Source organism: Plantibacter flavus (genome assembly GCF_900177615.1).
In the GTDB taxonomy this organism is placed as follows: domain Bacteria; phylum Actinomycetota; class Actinomycetes; order Actinomycetales; family Microbacteriaceae; genus Plantibacter; species Plantibacter flavus.
Genome location: NZ_FXAP01000002.1, coordinates 343,617 through 359,331, shown reverse-complemented (window position 1 = coordinate 359,331; position 15,715 = coordinate 343,617). Strand labels below are relative to the sequence as shown.

Genomic DNA, 15,715 nt, shown 5'->3' with positions numbered 1-15,715 from the left:
CCGGTGGGCGACCGGTTGACGTGCCCCGCCCGATGCGCGACGTCGGAGGTCGGAGGCAGGATCGTCCTCATGACTCGTGAACGTTCCTGGCGCGGCTGTGTCTTCATCGGCGTGAGCCTCGACGGGTTCATCGCAAAGCCGGACGGCGACCTCGGCTGGCTCACCGAGCTCGAGCCGCGGGATCATGCCGCGGATGCGCCAGGGCAGCACCCGGCGCTCGACTGGGACTCGTTCTTCCCGACGATCGACACCCTTGTGATGGGCCGCACCACCTACGACACCGTGCTCGGCTTCGGCGAGTGGCCGTTCGAGGGCAAGCGGGTCGTCGTGCTGAGCACCACGCTCGAGGCCGGGGACGACCGCATCACGGTCGCCGGGTCGCTCGACGAGACGGTCACCCTGCTCGATGAGGCCGGGGCCGGCCGCGTCTACATCGATGGCGGCAGGACCATCCAGGCGTTCCTCGGTGCGGGCCTCGTCGACGAGATCACCGTGTCGGTCGCGCCGGTGCTCATCGGCTCGGGCGCCCGCCTCTTCGGTGACCTCGCCGCCGACGTCCGCCTGCGGCTCCGCGGCACCCACGCGACGCCCGAGGACGGGCTCGTGCGCATCACCTACGACGTGCTGCCACGCTGACAGCTCGATTCGCCCCGAATGGTCGCCCATGCTTCGTGCGTGCGACCACTCGGGGCGAATCGAGCAGGGGTCGCTACAGGCCGACCCACTCCGTCTCACCGTCGGCCAGGTGCTGGCGCTTCCAGATGGGGACGGTGCGCTTGATCTCCTCGACCAGACGCTCGCAGGCGGCGAACGCCTCGGCCCGGTGCGCAGCAGCGACGGCGGCGACGAGCGCCAGGTCGCCGACGACGAGCGACCCGACGCGGTGCGCTGCCGCCACTCGGAGGCCGGTCTCCGCGGCGACCGTCCGGCAGCAGTCCTCGAGGAACCGTTGGGCGTCGGGGTGAGCACGGTAGTCGAGGGCGTCGACCGCCTCGCCGTGGTCGTGGTCGCGTACGATCCCTCGGAAGGCGACGAGTGCGCCGTTGGCGGGCGCCGCGACGAAGTCCTCGATCGCGTGCGCGTCGAGGGGCGACTCCGAGATGAGCGCCAGGACCTCGGGAACCGTCGACTCACTCATGCGCGCCACCTCCGGCGATCTGGGCGACGAGGTGGTCGAGCAGGCCGTCGAGGACTGCGAGCCCGTCCTTCACGCCACCGGTCGATCCGGGCAGGTTCACGACGACGGTCCCGCCGGAGACCCCAGCGAGCCCGCGACTGAGCGCCGCGGTCGGGGTCTTGGTCGACCCGAGGGTGCGGATCGCCTCCGCGATGCCGGGCAGCTCGCGGTCGAGGTGCGGCTGCGTGGCCTCCGGGGTGCGGTCGCTCGGCGAGAGGCCGGTGCCGCCCGTGGTGATGAGCACCGCGGGCGCGGCGTCCAGGGCTGCCGTGATCGCGAGGTGCACGTCGGCGTCGGAGACGACCGTCACCGCATCCACCGCGTAGTCGTGTTCCGACAACCAGGCGGAGATGCGCGGCCCCGTGAGGTCCTCGCGCGTGCCGGCGGCGCCGGCGGTCGACGCGACGATGACGGCCGCGGTTCGCGGGCGGACCGTTCGAGCGACAGTGGGTTCGATCGGCCCCGGACCTTCAGGCGTCCAGTTCCCCCGCTTGCCGCCGGACTTCTCCAGCAGCCGGATGTCGCCGAGGACCGAGGCCGGGTCGACGGCCTTGACCATGTCGTGCAGGGTCAGGCCGGCGATCGACGCTGCCGTCAGGGCCTCCATCTCGACCCCGGTCTGGCCGGTCGTCTTCGCCGTCGCGGTGATGACGATGGAGTCCCTGGTGAATGCGAAGTCGAGGCTCACGGACGACAGCGCGAGCTGGTGGCACAGCGGGATGAGCTCGCTCGTGCGTTTGGCCCCCGCGATCCCCGCGATGCGGGCGGTCGCGATGACGTCCGCCTTCGGCAGGCCGTCCGCCTGGACGAGCGCGATCACGTCTGGTCGTGTGGTGAAGGTCGCCGTCGCCGTCGCGACCCGCTTCGTCGTGGCCTTGTCGCCGACGTCGACCATGCGTGCGCGGCCGTCGTCGTCGAGGTGTGTGAGCCCGGTCATAGTGTCCATGCTTCCACAGCGTCACCGGCGTCGAGCTCGAGGGTGTCCTCCGGGATCACGATCAGCACGTCGGAGGCCGCGAGCCCGGCGACGAGGTGCGAGCCGGGGCCCGCGACCGGTTCGACCCTGCCGTCGCCTCGTCGGCGTCCGCGGAGGAATTGGCGCTTGCCGGGCACCGAACGCACGGCGACCGCGAGTTCGGCCGGCACACGCGACGCCTGCGGCAGCCCGGCGACCCGGCGGAGGACCGGAGCGACGAAGACCTCGAACGAGAGCTGGGTGCTCACCGGGTTGCCGGGGAACGCGATGATCGGGACGCCGCGGTAGGCCCCGAGCGCCTGAGGCCCACCGGGCTGCATCGCGACCGAGCCGATCCAGCCGCCCAATGGCCCGAGGACGTCACGGACCACCTCGTGCTCGCCCATCGAGATCCCGCCGGAGGTGAGGATGAGATCGACCTCGCCGTGGAGGTCGTCGAGCAGGGCGAGCAGGACGTCGGCATCGTCGACGACGCGCGCACGAGCGGCGACCTCGGCTCCGGCTGCGACGACGGCGGCCGTCAGCGCGGTCCCGTTGGAGTCGAAGGTCTGGCCGAGCGTCGGTGTCTCGCCGGGCTCGACGAGTTCGGCACCGGTCGTGACGATCGCGACCCGCACCCGTCGACGCACCTCGACGGTCGTGATCCCGGCAGCAGCCAACACGGCGAGGTGTCGTGAGGCGAGGCGCACGCCGGCTGGCAGCAGCTCCTCACCGGCGCGGACGTCACTCCCGCGCTCCCGGACGAACAGCCCCACCGCGCGCTCGCCACCGCCGCGCGCAGGACCGAGGAGGACGGTCTCGACACCGTCCTGATCCGTCTCGACCTCGCTCTCCTCGACCGGCACGACGACGTCCGCACCCGGCGGAACGACCGCGCCCGTCATGATGCGCACCGAGGTCCCCGGCTCGAGCGGCGCAGGGTCGATCGGGCGCGCGGCGATCTCACCCACCACGCGCAGCCGCGTCTCATCGCCCGTGAGGTCTGCTGCCCGAACCGCGAAACCGTCCATCTGCGAGTTGCGGAACAGCGGCAGGTCGACCGGCGACGGTACTGCCACGGCGGTCACCCGAGCTGCGGCCTCGTCGATCGGCACGCGCTCGACGCCCGTGTCGGTCACCTCGTCGAGGAGGGCGGCGACGTCGGAGGCATGTTGCTCGACGGTCTTCCGACTCGTGGGCGCTGGCGTCGTCATGGTGGTTCCCGTCGTCGAGGTCGGTCGGTGGGGCTGCACAGGGTGTTCGGAGCCGCGGTCAGTAGCGGGGGACGGTCGGATCCACGAGGCGTGACCATGCGTCGATACCGCCCTCGAGATGGACGGCGGAGTAGCCGCGCTCGAGGAGCAGTCGGAGCGCTGACTCGGACCGGATGCCGTGATGGCAGTAGACGACCACGGGCGTCTCGACGTCGAGACCGTGGAGCATCTCCGTGAGCGAGCCGAGCGGCATGAGCGTCGAACCGGGCAACCGGGCGATCTCCGCCTCCCACGGCTCCCGGACGTCGAGCAGCACGGCCTCGTCCTCGCTCGCCGCGAGCTGCGGTGCGGTGATCGTGCGACCGCCGTGTCGCGGCTCGTGGGGTGCTGCGGCTGCGGCGCTCGGCGCATCCCCTCCTGGCGTCCGGTGCAGGTGCTCATCGAGCGACACCTGCCGGGCACCCGCGGGGTCGCGCTCGTACCGGAGTTCGCGGAACCCGCCGCTCAGCCCGTCGAACATCGTCACCCGGCCGAGCGAGAGGGTCCCGACCCCGGTGAGCACCTTGATCGCCTCGGTGGCCATGATCGACCCGATGACCCCGACCGTGGTGGGCAGGACGCCGCCGGCCTCGCAGGAGAGCACCGAACCGTCCGTCGGCGGGTGGGGGAAGAGGTCGCGGTAGCGCGGGCCGCGAGACGACCAGCTGAGCCCGGCCTGCCCGCCGTACTGCGAGACCGCACCCCAGACGAGCGGGACGTCGGCGAGCGTCGCCGCGTCGTCGACCAGGTAACGGGTCTCGAAGTTGTCGCTGCCGTCGATGACGAGGTCGATCTCCGCGTCGGCCAGGAGGCCCATGATCTCGCCGGGTCCGAGGCGGAAGCGGTGCCGGAGGATCGTCGCATCGGTGTTGACGGCGAGGGCGCGGTCGGCGGCGGAGTCGACCTTCGGCCGGCCGACGTCCGCGGTGCTGTGGACGGTCTGCCGATGCAGGTTGCTGAGCTCGACCGTGTCGTCGTCCACGAGGTGGATAGCGCCGTCACCGGAACCGACACCGGCAGCTGCGAGCGCCGGGATGACGATGCTGCCGAGGCCGCCGGCGCCGACGATCAGCACCCGCGCATCGGCGAGGCGCTGTTGCGCCGCTGGTCCGAACCCGGGGAGGGCGAGCTGCCTGGCGTACCGCGCGGTCGAGGACATGGGCCGATTATCCCACCGGCACGGAGAGCTTCATTCGCCCAAGTTTGGGCGCGGGAGCAATCACTCGCCCAAACATGGGCGAATGGGATGGATGCGGGAGGCCGATCAGACCGGCTTGACGGGCGTGCGCAGGAGGCAGAAGGCGTTGCCCTCGGGGTCGGCGAGGACGTGCCACGACTCGTCGCCCGTCTGCCCGATGTCCGTCGGGCGTGCACCGAGGGCCAGCAGGCGCTCGAGCTCGGCGTCCTGGTCGCCGTCGGTCGGGCTGACGTCGATGTGGAGCTTCGACTTCGGCTGCGGCGGGTCGTCGCTGCGGCTGAGGATGATGGTCGGCTGCGATCCACCGAAGCCGTCCCGCGCTCCGATCTCCACCCCGTCCTCGTCTCGGTCGAGCACGACGAAGTCGAGGACCTCGCACCAGAAGCGGGCGAGCGCTTCCGGATCGCGGCAGTCGAGGACGAGTTCACTGATGCGGCATGACATGACGGCACGCTACCCCGCACGCGTCGTGCGGCGGAACCCGTTGCGGATCGGCTAGGACTCGTCCCCAGCGGTCTCGGCCCAGTTGGTCAGGGTGATCACGAAGCCGCGGACGAGGCGGTCGAAGCTCCGGTCGAGGTCTCGGTCGAGGCCGAAGGATCCCGCCGCCTCGAGCGAGACGAAGCCGTGCAGGGTGGAGCGGAACGCGCGGATCGCGTCGATGGCATCGTCGCCGCGGAGTTCGTAGGCCGTGAGGACGTCGGTGATGACCTGGATGGCGCCGAGCGATGCAGCCGTGTCCTCCTCGTCCTCCGGCCCGGCGATCCACTGCGCAGCCGTGTAGCGTGCCGGGTGCTCCAGGGCCCACTCCCGGTAGGCCCCGGCCATCACCGTGATCGCGTCCGCGCCCGAACGGCCGACGGCGGCACGCAGCAGGACGTCGCCGAGCTCGCCCTTCGCTTGGAGGGAGATGCTCCGGCGGAGTCCGGCGAGTGAGTCGAGGTGCTTGTAGAGCGAGGGCTGCCGGACGCCGAGCCGTTCGGCGAGGGCGGCGAGGGTCAGCCCCTCGAGCCCGACCTCGTCGGCGAGTTCAGCCGCTTCGTCCACCACGCGCGCGCGGCTGAGTCCCGCCCTAGGCACGGTGCAGCGCCGTCTGGAGGAAGCCGAGGACGGCCTGCGAGGTGACCTCGGGCTGCTGGGCCTGCGGGTAGTGGCCGGCGTCCTCGACGAGGACGACCTCCGCCTGCAGCGTGTCGCCGATCCAGCGGGCCTCGGCCGCGGGGTCGGGGAAGTCGGGGTCCTTGGTGCCCATGATCACGAGCGTCGGAGCGCTCACGCCGGGGAGCGCAGCCTCGGCTGGGGCGTGGTCGGTCTGTCTCGTCGTCTGCGAGAAGGCCTTGCCGTAGGCGGGTCGACGCAGGCTCGCGAAGACGTCGGCGAGGTAGTCGTCGAAGTCGACCGGCTTCCGGCCCGCGTTCAGCGTGGGGAGGTAGGCCTTCCAGACCCGTGCGATCCACAGCGGAGCCATCATGGCGCGGAAGACCGCCTGCATGACGGCGCCCGCCTTCGGGTTGCGGACGAAGGGCCCGACGAGGACGAGACCGGACACGTCGTCCGGATGCTCCGCGGCGACGATCACTCCCGCGCCGGCAGCGAGGGAGTTCCCGATGATGACGGCCGGGGCGCCGAGGTCGCGGATGAGGGCGTGGACGTCCGAGGCGGTCGCGACGTCGCCGTACGAGGAGAACGTCGTGTCGCTGTCGCCGTGACCACGGAGGTCGGTGGAGGCGACGCGGTACCCGGCCTGGACGAGCGCGGGAGCGAGGAAGCGGTAGGAGGAGCGGAGCTCGCCCATTCCCGGGACGAGGACGACGAGCGGGCCGTCGCCCTGGATCTCGTAGGCGATCTTGCCCTCGGGACGGTCGAGGTAGCGGGTGGCAGGCCCTGTCGATGCCGGCTTCGTGTTCATGAAGCTAGTCTGCATCGCCGTTTGGCTAATGTCAATAGCTTTCAGGGTTACGTTCATTCGCCCATCTTTGGGCGACAGAAGCTCCGTTCGCCCAAGAATGGGCGAACGAGTGGGGGAGGTGCGTCAGCCGAGGTCCGTCCACCAGCGGACGCCGTCGAGGGTGACGCGCGTGGTCTCCTCGTGATGGAGGACGACGAGCAGGACGTCGTCGCAGTGCCGACAGCGCACCACCCACGCGTCCGGGGTGCCGAACACCAGCTCCGCGGCGAGGGGCGAGACGTCGCGGCACCCGAGGCACTGCGACATCGTCCCGCTCGGGTCGGAGCCGGTCAGTTCCGACAGGGTGCCGGCGAGGACGTTCCCGTCCAGATGCGAGGTCATCACGCGCCTCCGAACCGCTCGGTCTTGATGCGGGCGGGATCATGGCCGATCGCGACCAGGGTGTCGGCGACCGCCTCGACGAAGCCGGTCGGTCCGCAGACGAACACCGACGGGGCCTCGCCGCCGGTGACCTCGAGCGCCTGCAGGTCGGCCGCGACCAGTCGGCCGGCGGGACGAGGCCAGCCGTCGGGCGCTCGCCGGGTGTAGATCCAGGTGACCTCGACCCCGGTCGCCGCAGCGAGCTCGTCGGCGAAGAAGGCGTCCTGCGGTGAGCGGACCGAGTACACGAGTCGGAACGGCGTCGTACTCCCGGCCGCCTCGTGCGCTCGCACCATCGCCATGAGCGGCACGATGCCAGACCCGCCGCCGATCAGGAGGACCGGCTCTGTGTCCTCGGGGCGCCAGACGAACCAGCCGCCCAGCGGTCCACGCACCTCGACCTGGTCGCCGACCTCGATCGCGTCGACGAGGAACGGGGAGACCTCGCCGTCGGGGACTCGGTCGACGGCGATCTCGATGCGGTCACCGGCGTCCGCCGAGGCGATCGAGTAGGAGCGCACCGCCTGGTAGCCGTCGGGGGCGGTGAGGCGGACGTCGGCGTGCTGCCCGGCGAGGTTCCCGCCCCAGCCGGGGGCGTCCAGGACGAGGCTGCGCCCCGATGGGGTCAGGCGCGTCGCCGTGACCACCGTGGCCGCTTTCCAGACGTCGACATGGCCCGTGCGCCTCACGAGTACCGCTGTTCGAGCCAGGGATCACCGTAGGCGTGGTAGCCGTTCTGCTCCCAGAACCCCGGCTCGTCGTCCTGCTGCATGACGAGGCCGCGGATCCACTTCGCGCTCTTCCAGAAGTAGAGGTGCGGGATGAGGAGTCGCGCCGGGCCGCCGTGCTCCGCGGCGAGCGGCTCGCCGTCGAAGCCGGTGGCGATCCAGGCCTTGCCGTCCAGGAGGTCGTCGAGTGGGAAGTTGGTCGTGTAGCCGCCGTAGGAGTGGGCCATCACGAAGTCGTAGCCGCTCTCGACCTCGGCGAAGAGCGTGTCGAGTGAGACGCCCTGCCAGCTCGTGCCGAGCTTCGTCCAGCGGGTCACGCAGTGGATGTCGCGGGTGATGTCGTCCTGCTGGAGGGCCTGCATGGCCGGCCAGTCCCAGCGGTGGGTCTCGCCCGTCTCCGTCCGGATCTGGAACTCCCACTCATCGGTGTCGATCCGCGGTGTGGGTCCGGCGGACAGCACCGGGAAGTCCTCGGTGAGGAACTGACCGGGCGGGAGTCGATCGTCCTGCTCCCGTGCCCGTCCTCCGAAACCGCGTGTGAACACCGCCATGTCGACCTCCTCAGGATGGTCATCACCCTAGTGAGCAGGTGTCGGTGAAGCCAGGCCCTTCTGGGGAAACCGAGCGATACCGGTCTCGCTCAGCCGGTGATGAGGTTCGACAGCGCGTCGATGGAGTGGACGACGGCGAGGGCGCCGGTGGCCTCCGCCGGTGAGCCGTAGCCCCACTCGACGAGGATCGTCGGGATCCCGTGCGCAGCTGCGCCCTCGATGTCGTGGAGGCGGTCGCCGACCAGCACGGTGCGGGAGGTGTCGACGCCGGCGGCCGTGAGGCGTCGGAGGGCCTCGCCGACGACGTCGGCCTTGCTGCTGCGGACCTCGTCCTCGGAGGCGCCCGTGACGACGGTGAAGTACTGGCTCAGACCGAAGTGATCGAGGATCGTGTTCGCCTGCGACTCGGGCTTCGAGGTCGCGAGCCCGATCGGGATCCCGGCCTCGGAGATCCGTGCGAGCAGCCCGGCGACGCCCGGGAACACCGCGGTGCCGACCTCGGCGCCCTCGATGGCGACCTGGCGGCGGTATTCGGTGAGGGCAAGCTGCGACTGCAGTGGGTCCATGCCCGCGAAGTCGCGGAAGGAGTCGAGCAGCGGCGGGCCGACCCAACGCAGCAGCGATTCGTCGGACGGCACGACGGCACCGACGTTCGCCAGGGTCGTCCTCATGCGGGAGATGATGCCGGGGGCCGAGTCCACGATCGTGCCGTCGAGGTCGAACAGCACGCAGGACCAGCTGCGGTGGAAGGACACGGTCGTACTCGCGAGGTAGAGATCGGTCACACGCTCCATCCTACGGTGGCACCTCCGGTCGGGGTCGATGCCCAGCGCGGTGCGCTGATGTGAGCGCGGGCGTGGCGGCGTGAGTGTGGGTGTCCGGGCGTGAGTGCGCGCGCCGCGGCCTGAGCGCGGTGCCAGTGCGTGGGCGCGGGTCTCCGGAGGGGCGCGCTCACGTGTGTGCCCCGCGCTCGCGTCAGCGCACCGCGCTGGCCGCACCCACCAGCAGGGTTGTCAACCGGTTGCCAGAGCCGTAGGCTGACAGTGCCGGCAGCCCGACTGTCTGGTTCCCGATGACGAGAACGAACGCGAAGGCGGAAGCGCACGTGAATGCACAACACCCGGTGAGCTGGACCCTGTCGGGCTTCGGCGACGAGATCGACGCCGACCCGACGACGCAGATCGCCGTGCTCGAGGCGCTCGGGGCATCGCACATCGAGGTTCGGAGCGCGTGGGGCGTCAACATCATCGACCTCGACGCCGACCAGCTCGCCCGACTCGGTGCGCAGCTGCAGCAGTCCGGCATGGGCGTGTCCGCCATCGGATCGCCGATCGGCAAGGTCGACGTAGCCCTCGACGCCGAGCTGGAAGTCGCCCGCCTCGCGCGCGCGATCGCCGCTGCACACGCCCTCGGGACCCCGAACATCCGCATCTTCTCCTTCTTCCGCGGCGAGGGCGTGCCGGTGGAGGCCACCCGCGACGACGTCCTGGTCCGCATGCGCCTGCTCGCCGATCTGGCCGAGCGTGAGGGGATCGTGCTCCTCCACGAGAACGAGAAGGACATCTACGGCGACGTCCCGGAACGCATCCTCGACCTCGTCGAGTCCGTCGGATCGCCCGCGCTGCGGCTCGCCTGGGACAACGCGAACTTCGTCCAGGTGGGTGTGGTCCCGTTCGACGACGGCTACGCGATGCTGCGCCCGTACCTCGACTACCTGCAGGTCAAGGACGCGGTCGCCGAGAGCGGCCAGGTCGTGCCGTCCGGCGAGGGCGACGGGCAACTGCGTGAAACGCTCACGGCGTTGCGCGACGACGGCTACGCCGGGTTCGCGTCGCTCGAGCCGCACCTCGCAGACACCCACGCGCTCGGCGGCTTCTCCGGTCCCGCCTCGTTCGGCGTGGCCGCCCGGGCCTTCCGGAGGCTCACCGACGAGCTGGGGATCGAGCTGCGATGAGCCGCGGGCCCGCACCCGTCCTCCGTCGCGTCGCCGTGATCGGGTGCGGCGACATCGCAGCCCTCCACCTCGCGGCGATCGAGACGGTCCCCGGCGCGCAGCTCGTGGCGGTGTGCGACGTCGACGACGGCCGGCTCGATGCGGCGATGGCTGCGACGGGTGTCCCGGGCTTCACCGACCTCGATCGACTGTTCGACGAGGCACGACCCGACGTCGTCCACATCTGCACCCCGCACCACCTGCACGCCGACCAGGCGATCCGGGCGCTCGAGCGCGGGATCAGCGTCATCCTCGAGAAGCCCCTCGCCCACACGCGCGAGGAGGCCGAGCGGCTCCTGGCCGCGGCGGAGCACAGTCGCGCGAAGATCGCGGTGTGCTTCCAGAACCGCTACAACCAGCCGGCGGAGCGCGCCAAGGAACTGCTCGACTCGGGTGAGCTCGGCGCAGTGCTCGGCGCCTCGGCGGTCGTGCCGTGGCATCGGACGGCGGCCTACTACGAGGATCGCCCGTGGCGCGGTCGCTGGGACACCGGCGGCGGCGGACTCCTCATGAACCAGGCGATCCACACGATCGACCTCGTGCAGTGGTTGGTCGGCGACCCGATCGAGGCGACGGGATCGATCGCCACTCGCGCGCTCGCCGAGGTGATCGAGGTCGAGGACACGGCCGAGTTGCGCATCGTGCACGCGGGTGGCGCGACGAGCACGGTCTACGCGACGGTCGCGGGGGTCGCGAACCTGCCGGTGACGATCGACGTCGTCTGTGAGCGGGGCACGCTGCACCTCGGGGCCGAACTCACCGCCCGCTTCGCTGACGGGCGCGTCGAGACCACCGTCGAGCGCGTGACGGCCAGCGGAGCGCGTGCCTACTGGGGCGTGTCCCATGAGCGGCTGATCCAGGACTTCTACGCGGGGCTCGACGAGCCGGGCGCCTTCTGGCTCCACCCCGCCGAAGCACGCAAGGCGTTCGACGTGATCCAGGACGTCTACGACGCGGCGATCCCCGAGCGACGGTCGTCGGTCCTCGCCGCGCAGCTCGGCGGTCGCTGAGTCACGACCGGTCGCGGGCGGCGACGGCTCAGGACGCTGCGGTCCGCCTGACGAGCCGGAGTGCTCCGGCCGGGTCGGGGAACCGCTCCACGTCTCGGACAGCCGTCTGGAGGACGGTGTCGAGGTGCTGGGACGCCAGGCTGACGCCACCCATCGCCACCGCCTCCGAACCGAGCGAGGAGACGACCACGTCCGGCGGCAGCGGGCAGATCTCGCCGAGGGTGTGGATGAAGCGCGGCAGGAAGACGTCCGCGCCCGGAGCGCTGCCGCCGCCGACCACGAGGAGTTCCGGATCGAGTGCGAGGATCATGGCCGCCGCGCCCGTGGCCAGGTCGTCCGCGAACTCGTCCATCGCCGTCAGGGCGATCCGATCACCGGCGCGAGCCGCCTCGAAGATCTCCTCGCGGGACGGCCGTGGAGAGCCGAGGACCGACTCGCCGTACCGTTCGTTCAGGCGGGACCACCGGAGTTCGGGCATCTCGCCGACGATCCCTGCCGCACCGTGCACGCCGCGGTGCACCTTGCCGTCGACGATGGAGGCCGCGCTGGTGCGCACGCCGCAGAGGAGGTAGACGACGTCGCGGTGGCCCTGTGCAGCGCCGACGGTCAGTTCCGCGCGGGCACCGAGCGCGACGTCGCCCTCCACCAGGACGGCTCCGTCGAACTCCTGCTCGAACCGCTCGCGCAGGTTCAGCCCGACCCAGTCCGGGAGGCCCGTCCCGCCGAAGTGCAGCACCTCGCCGTCCCTGCCGATCGCGCCCGGGGAGCCCACGGCGACGATCCACACCGACCCGCGGGTGAGGTCGAGGGTGCTGAGCACCGCATCGCCGGTCGCCAGCGCCAGGCTGATGCGCTCGGTCGCGCCCGTGTCCTCGGGAAGGCGCGCCGTGCGCTGGCCCAGGACGGCACCGGCGAGGTCGGTCACGACGGCGTGGATGTGGTTCGCGCCGATGTCGAGCGACAGGAGGTGGCCGAGTCCGGCGCGCACGTGGAAGGCGGTGGCGGGTCTGCCGACCCGGGACGCCGAGGCGCGTTCGACTGATTCGAGCCAGCCCATCTCGACGAGGTCCGTCACGATCGCGTCGATGGCCGTCCGAGACAGCCCGGACGCGTCCGCCAGCTCCCGCAGGGTGAGTGGCTGCGGGAGCAGGGCGCGCAGCACACCGAGCGAGTTCATCCGCCGGAGCAACGATCGACTGCCCATCGATCCGCCGGACGGCTCCACCATCGCCTCTCGAGGCATTCGCCATTCCCCTCTTGCGACTTTTCACGGCACGTTGCAGTATTAACTCCGCCTCCTCGACTCTACCCGCGGCAGCCCCGTGGTGGCAGGCGGGAGTCCCGCGTCGATCCCGAGAGCGCCCACCCACACAGAAAGCCGGCCATGCTGCACACCTTCACCTTCGGGGACCTCCGCATCCCCGCGAACCTCGCCGGCGAACCGACCGCCACCAGCACGGGGTTCGTCGTGCCCGCCGGTCCGGTCGCGCTCCTCCACCCCTTCGGCGACACCGGCTTCTACCGGCACGGCTGGAACTCGTGGAGCCCGAGCGGGTGGACCACCACCGACGGCGAGACCATCGGTATCAAGAACAGCCCCGACCGGCTGCTCACCGCCGACGACGCGGTCAACGAGACCCCGCACCTCCACTCCGGCAGTGGTGTCGGTGCCATCGCGGGACCGGACGGCACCGTACTGCTCATCGGGACCCTCGGGCTCGGCAACCCCCGGGTCGGTGCCGACCGCAACACGATCTGGGCGCGGAGCGAGACCGACGAAGCCGAGTGGTTCGTCACGTTCGGACCGGAGCAGCAGGCCTTCGCCGACTACGCGGCCATCCTGTCCGAACGGCTCGGGCGGCGCTCGCAGCGTGCCGGTCGCGTCTGGAGCAGTTGGTACTCCTACTACGAGGGCATCGACGAGGAGCTGGTCGCCCGCACCGTGGCCGACCTCACCGGGTACCCCTTCGACGTGTTCCAGCTCGACGACGGCTGGGAGCCGATCGTGGGCGACTGGACGGCCGGCCCGGACTTCCCGTCGGGCATGCAGGCGACCGCCGGTCGCATCGCCGAAGCCGGGTTCCGTCCGGGGCTCTGGCTCGCGCCGATGATCGCGCTTCCCGACTCCACGATCGCGCGGGAGCGCCCCGACCTCCTCGTGCAGGACGACGCCGGCCGCCCCCTTGCGACCGGTTACAACTGGAACTCCCACTACTACTCGCTCGACACCACCCAGCGGGAGGTGCAGGACCACCTCCGCGAGGTCTTCGAGCGCGTCACCGGGTGGGGCTTCAGCTACCTCAAGCTCGACTTCATGTACGCGGGGGCCGTCACCGGTCGGAGGCACCAGGACGTCCACCGCGAGACCGCCTACCGGGACGCGATCTCGTTCATCAGGGAGACCGTCGGCGACGACGTGTACCTGCTCGGCTGCGGCGTCCCGATGATCCCCTCCATCGGGGTGTTCGACGGCGCGCGTGTGGGGCCGGATGTCGGTCCGTTCTGGGACAACGCCGAACGCGTCGGCGACCCGTCGGGCGTCGGGGCGTGGAACTCGATCGTCGACTCCGTCAACCGCGTCTGGCTGAAAGACGTCTACGAGGTCGACCCCGACGCCGTCTACTTCCGTAGCGCTCGGAACCTCCTCGACCCGGTCGAACGTCGCCTGCTCCAGGACGTCGCCGCCATCCTCGAGTTCAAGTCGACCTCCGACCCGGTGGTTTGGCTGCACGAGAGCGAACGCGCTGAACTCCGGCAATACCTCACCGAGACGTCGACGGTCGAGCAGACGGGGCGGTTCACCTTCCGGCTCGACGGCCGTGAGGTCGACTTGACGGCCGTGGTGGCGGGCGAGTCCCGCTCCGACACCTCCTACATCGGGTGACGGATGGGGCTCGGCGGCGATCCGGCGTTATCCGATAAACGAACGCCGACCGCTCAGAAGTGGAGCTTTGGCACAGTCGTGGGATTCTGAGCAGGATGAGCGCGAAACCAGGGTCCGCGGAGCGGTTCGAGGCCGCGGGAAGCGACCTCGACGACGCTCGCGAGCTCTACCGCGAGGCCTACCGGATCGGCAGGATGACGGTCGAGCCGACGGCGGCTGAGTTCGGATACCGCTTCACCTCCACTGGAGACGACGACCTCTCCCTCCGAGCCTCGCAGGTCGAGGGACGGATCACGGGTGCGTCGTTCACCCAGGGCGAGTATGTGGTCTCCTGGATGACGCGTGGCGAAGGTGTCTCAGACCTGCTCGGCTCGCCGATGAAGTTCCTCCACGGGCAGCCGGCGATGTTCGCGAACGACCGCCCCGCGCAGTTCGACCTCATCGACTACCGGCTCAACATGATGCACTTCGGCGGCGCCTATCTCGAGGGTGTCGCCGCGGAGACCGAGGGATCGGTGGGTCCGATCCGGTTCGACACGACGTTCCGCCCGTCGGGCGATGCCCTGCGGCGCTGGACCGAGACGGTGGCGACCGTCGCCCGGGTGGTCTACGACGACGGGAGTTCCGCACTCCTGCGCGCCGAGGCGAACCGAGCAGCAGCCGTCACGCTGCTCGAGGTCTTCCCACACGTCGCGCTGCAGCCACGGAGCGACCTGGCGGTGCCGTCGGGCGGCAAGACCCGCGCCGCGGTCGAGTTCATGATCGCGAACGCCCACCGGCCCATGGGTACCGACGAGATCGCCGCTGCCGCGGGGATCAGCCTGCGCAGTCTGCAGGCGGCGTTCCGCCGCGAATACGGCGTCACCGCCACCGACTACCTGCGGTCGATCCGGCTCGATCGCGTGCGACAGGAGTTGCGGGACGCGGAACCGGGCCTCGCGACGGTCGCCGAGGTCGCCAGGCGATGGGGGTTCACCCACCTCGGGCGCTTCGCGGCCTCGTACACGACCCGCTTCGGCGAGTACCCGAGTGTCACCCTCGCGTCGAGCCGCGGCGCAACCCACCTGCGTTCCCGAGGCTGACGTCTCCCCAGCCCCGGCCCCGGGTCCCTGAGCGACCCCCGGGTCCCTGAGCTTGTCGAAGGGCAGTGCCTACTTGTCCCACGCCGTCGTCGGCGGAAGCCCCCGGCTCGTGCGTTCCTCGTTCAGCAGCTCCTCGATGAGCGGGAGCTTCGCCGCCGTGTAGGCGCGGCCATCGTCGGTCCTGGCGAGCTCCAGCTTGAGCTCCTGGTACCGGCGCCGAGCGGATGCGTCGTGCAGCAGCTTGTCCCGGAACAGCCGCTGGTTGCAGTGCTCCCACACGTCTGAGTCGAACACGTGGAGGATGTGCGTGCGACGGACTCCCTCCGAACGGACGTACACGGCATGCGTCTTCGGTCCCGCTGCGTTCGGCTCGTACCCGAGCCCGGCCAGGAGCGGGCCGAGGGCGAACGGGTCGCCGGCTGCCGTCGCTCTCGCGGCGAGGTCGATGATCGGCTTGGCGACGAGGCCCGGGACGGCGGTGCTCCCGATGTGCTCGATCGCGTCCACGCGTCCACGCGTCCGTCGAGGACGTCCGAGAGCCGCGCCGCCTCGTGT

Annotated in this window: 18 protein-coding genes; 5 read left to right on the top strand and 13 right to left on the bottom strand. The window is 70.8% G+C overall.

The genetic code is table 11. From position 1 onward, the window contains the following. The first annotated feature begins 69 nt into the window (after positions 1-69). Positions 70-636 (top strand): dihydrofolate reductase family protein, encoded by a 567-nt coding sequence (locus tag B9Y95_RS08070; protein WP_085511386.1) that lies wholly within the window; start codon positions 70-72, stop codon positions 634-636. A 73-nt stretch (positions 637-709) separates the two neighbouring features. Here the strand turns inward: B9Y95_RS08070 and B9Y95_RS08065 are convergent, their stop codons facing one another. The 11 genes from B9Y95_RS08065 to B9Y95_RS08015 form a co-directional block, all read right to left on the bottom strand. Then, a complete protein-coding gene (locus tag B9Y95_RS08065) occupies positions 710-1,138 on the bottom strand; it encodes a molybdenum cofactor biosynthesis protein MoaE (protein ID WP_056011786.1) in 429 nt (142 codons plus the stop codon). Then, the gene (gene moaCB, locus B9Y95_RS08060; RefSeq protein ID WP_085511385.1) at positions 1,131-2,114 is read right to left on the bottom strand and encodes a bifunctional molybdenum cofactor biosynthesis protein MoaC/MoaB; all 984 of its coding nucleotides are present in this window, start codon (positions 2,112-2,114) and stop codon (positions 1,131-1,133) included. The genes B9Y95_RS08065 and moaCB overlap by 8 nt, the downstream gene beginning before the upstream one ends. After that, positions 2,111-3,346 (bottom strand): molybdopterin molybdotransferase MoeA, encoded by a 1,236-nt coding sequence (locus B9Y95_RS08055; protein ID WP_085511384.1) that lies wholly within the window; start codon positions 3,344-3,346, stop codon positions 2,111-2,113. Before B9Y95_RS08055 ends, moaCB begins: the two co-directional genes overlap by 4 nt. A 58-nt stretch (positions 3,347-3,404) precedes the next feature. Next, complete coding sequence (locus tag B9Y95_RS08050) at positions 3,405-4,544, bottom strand: ThiF family adenylyltransferase (RefSeq protein WP_085511383.1); 1,140 nt, start codon at positions 4,542-4,544, stop codon at positions 3,405-3,407. Positions 4,545-4,649: 105 nt separating this feature from the next. Beyond that, positions 4,650-5,027, bottom strand: a complete 378-nt coding sequence (locus B9Y95_RS08045) for a VOC family protein (RefSeq protein ID WP_071261898.1) — start codon at positions 5,025-5,027, stop codon at positions 4,650-4,652. 51 nt (positions 5,028-5,078) lie between these two features. Next, positions 5,079-5,633, bottom strand: coding sequence for a TetR/AcrR family transcriptional regulator (locus B9Y95_RS21145; protein ID WP_200811370.1), 555 nt, complete (start codon positions 5,631-5,633; stop codon positions 5,079-5,081). 22 nt (positions 5,634-5,655) lie between these two features. Continuing rightward, entirely contained in the window at positions 5,656-6,492 is an 837-nt protein-coding gene (locus tag B9Y95_RS08035; RefSeq protein WP_085511381.1) for an alpha/beta fold hydrolase, read from the bottom strand. A gap of 123 nt (positions 6,493-6,615) precedes the next feature. Beyond that, positions 6,616-6,873, bottom strand: coding sequence for a DUF6510 family protein (locus tag B9Y95_RS08030; RefSeq protein WP_085511380.1), 258 nt, complete (start codon positions 6,871-6,873; stop codon positions 6,616-6,618). After that, positions 6,873-7,601, bottom strand: coding sequence for a ferredoxin reductase (locus B9Y95_RS08025; RefSeq protein ID WP_200811369.1), 729 nt, complete (start codon positions 7,599-7,601; stop codon positions 6,873-6,875). Before B9Y95_RS08025 ends, B9Y95_RS08030 begins: the two co-directional genes overlap by 1 nt. Continuing rightward, complete coding sequence (locus B9Y95_RS08020; RefSeq protein ID WP_085511378.1) at positions 7,598-8,191, bottom strand: sulfite oxidase-like oxidoreductase; 594 nt, start codon at positions 8,189-8,191, stop codon at positions 7,598-7,600. The genes B9Y95_RS08025 and B9Y95_RS08020 overlap by 4 nt, the downstream gene beginning before the upstream one ends. An 89-nt stretch (positions 8,192-8,280) precedes the next feature. Further along, on the bottom strand, positions 8,281-8,976 hold the full coding sequence (locus B9Y95_RS08015) for an HAD hydrolase-like protein (RefSeq protein ID WP_234994028.1): 696 nt from the start codon (positions 8,974-8,976) through the stop codon (positions 8,281-8,283). Positions 8,977-9,263: 287 nt separating this feature from the next. Here B9Y95_RS08015 and B9Y95_RS08010 point away from each other — a divergent pair, with 287 nt between their 5' ends. Together B9Y95_RS08010 and B9Y95_RS08005 are read left to right on the top strand one after the other, a co-directional pair. Next, a complete protein-coding gene (locus B9Y95_RS08010) occupies positions 9,264-10,145 on the top strand; it encodes a sugar phosphate isomerase/epimerase family protein (RefSeq protein ID WP_170169568.1) in 882 nt (293 codons plus the stop codon). Next, positions 10,142-11,194: a Gfo/Idh/MocA family protein gene (locus B9Y95_RS08005; protein ID WP_085511376.1), complete on the top strand. Its 1,053-nt coding sequence runs from the start codon at positions 10,142-10,144 to the stop codon at positions 11,192-11,194. Before B9Y95_RS08010 ends, B9Y95_RS08005 begins: the two co-directional genes overlap by 4 nt. A gap of 28 nt (positions 11,195-11,222) precedes the next feature. Here B9Y95_RS08005 and B9Y95_RS08000 read toward each other — a convergent pair whose 3' ends face one another. Further along, positions 11,223-12,437, bottom strand: a complete 1,215-nt coding sequence (locus tag B9Y95_RS08000) for an ROK family transcriptional regulator (protein ID WP_234994027.1) — start codon at positions 12,435-12,437, stop codon at positions 11,223-11,225. Positions 12,438-12,578: 141 nt separating this feature from the next. Here B9Y95_RS08000 and B9Y95_RS07995 point away from each other — a divergent pair, with 141 nt between their 5' ends. Both B9Y95_RS07995 and B9Y95_RS07990 read left to right on the top strand, forming a co-directional pair. Continuing rightward, positions 12,579-14,078 carry a glycoside hydrolase family 36 protein gene (locus B9Y95_RS07995; RefSeq protein ID WP_085511375.1) on the top strand — a complete coding sequence of 500 codons (1,500 nt, stop codon included), beginning with the start codon at positions 12,579-12,581 and terminating at the stop codon, positions 14,076-14,078. Between the two features lie 95 nt (positions 14,079-14,173). Beyond that, entirely contained in the window at positions 14,174-15,160 is a 987-nt protein-coding gene (locus tag B9Y95_RS07990) for a helix-turn-helix transcriptional regulator (RefSeq protein ID WP_085511374.1), read from the top strand. A gap of 69 nt (positions 15,161-15,229) precedes the next feature. Here B9Y95_RS07990 and B9Y95_RS07985 read toward each other — a convergent pair whose 3' ends face one another. Next, positions 15,230-15,667, bottom strand: coding sequence for a GrpB family protein (locus tag B9Y95_RS07985; protein ID WP_159453350.1), 438 nt, complete (start codon positions 15,665-15,667; stop codon positions 15,230-15,232). Positions 15,668-15,715: the final 48 nt, after the last annotated feature.

Excerpts from the sequence above, each read along its gene's own strand:
- B9Y95_RS08070 (WP_085511386.1), top strand. The coding sequence starts at position 70 with ATGACTCGTGAACGTTCCTGGCGCGGCTGTGTCTTCATCGGCGTGAGC.
- B9Y95_RS08065 (WP_056011786.1), bottom strand. The coding sequence starts at position 1,138 with ATGAGTGAGTCGACGGTTCCCGAGGTCCTGGCGCTCATCTCGGAGTCG.
- moaCB (WP_085511385.1), bottom strand. The coding sequence starts at position 2,114 with ATGACCGGGCTCACACACCTCGACGACGACGGCCGCGCACGCATGGTC.
- B9Y95_RS08055 (WP_085511384.1), bottom strand. The coding sequence starts at position 3,346 with ATGACGACGCCAGCGCCCACGAGTCGGAAGACCGTCGAGCAACATGCC.
- B9Y95_RS08050 (WP_085511383.1), bottom strand. The coding sequence starts at position 4,544 with ATGTCCTCGACCGCGCGGTACGCCAGGCAGCTCGCCCTCCCCGGGTTC.
- B9Y95_RS08045 (WP_071261898.1), bottom strand. The coding sequence starts at position 5,027 with ATGTCATGCCGCATCAGTGAACTCGTCCTCGACTGCCGCGATCCGGAA.
- B9Y95_RS08035 (WP_085511381.1), bottom strand. The coding sequence starts at position 6,492 with ATGAACACGAAGCCGGCATCGACAGGGCCTGCCACCCGCTACCTCGAC.
- B9Y95_RS08030 (WP_085511380.1), bottom strand. The coding sequence starts at position 6,873 with ATGACCTCGCATCTGGACGGGAACGTCCTCGCCGGCACCCTGTCGGAA.
- B9Y95_RS08020 (WP_085511378.1), bottom strand. The coding sequence starts at position 8,191 with ATGGCGGTGTTCACACGCGGTTTCGGAGGACGGGCACGGGAGCAGGAC.
- B9Y95_RS08010 (WP_170169568.1), top strand. The coding sequence starts at position 9,264 with ATGACGAGAACGAACGCGAAGGCGGAAGCGCACGTGAATGCACAACAC.
- B9Y95_RS08005 (WP_085511376.1), top strand. The coding sequence starts at position 10,142 with ATGAGCCGCGGGCCCGCACCCGTCCTCCGTCGCGTCGCCGTGATCGGG.
- B9Y95_RS08000 (WP_234994027.1), bottom strand. The coding sequence starts at position 12,437 with ATGCCTCGAGAGGCGATGGTGGAGCCGTCCGGCGGATCGATGGGCAGT.
- B9Y95_RS07995 (WP_085511375.1), top strand. The coding sequence starts at position 12,579 with ATGCTGCACACCTTCACCTTCGGGGACCTCCGCATCCCCGCGAACCTC.
- B9Y95_RS07990 (WP_085511374.1), top strand. The coding sequence starts at position 14,174 with ATGAGCGCGAAACCAGGGTCCGCGGAGCGGTTCGAGGCCGCGGGAAGC.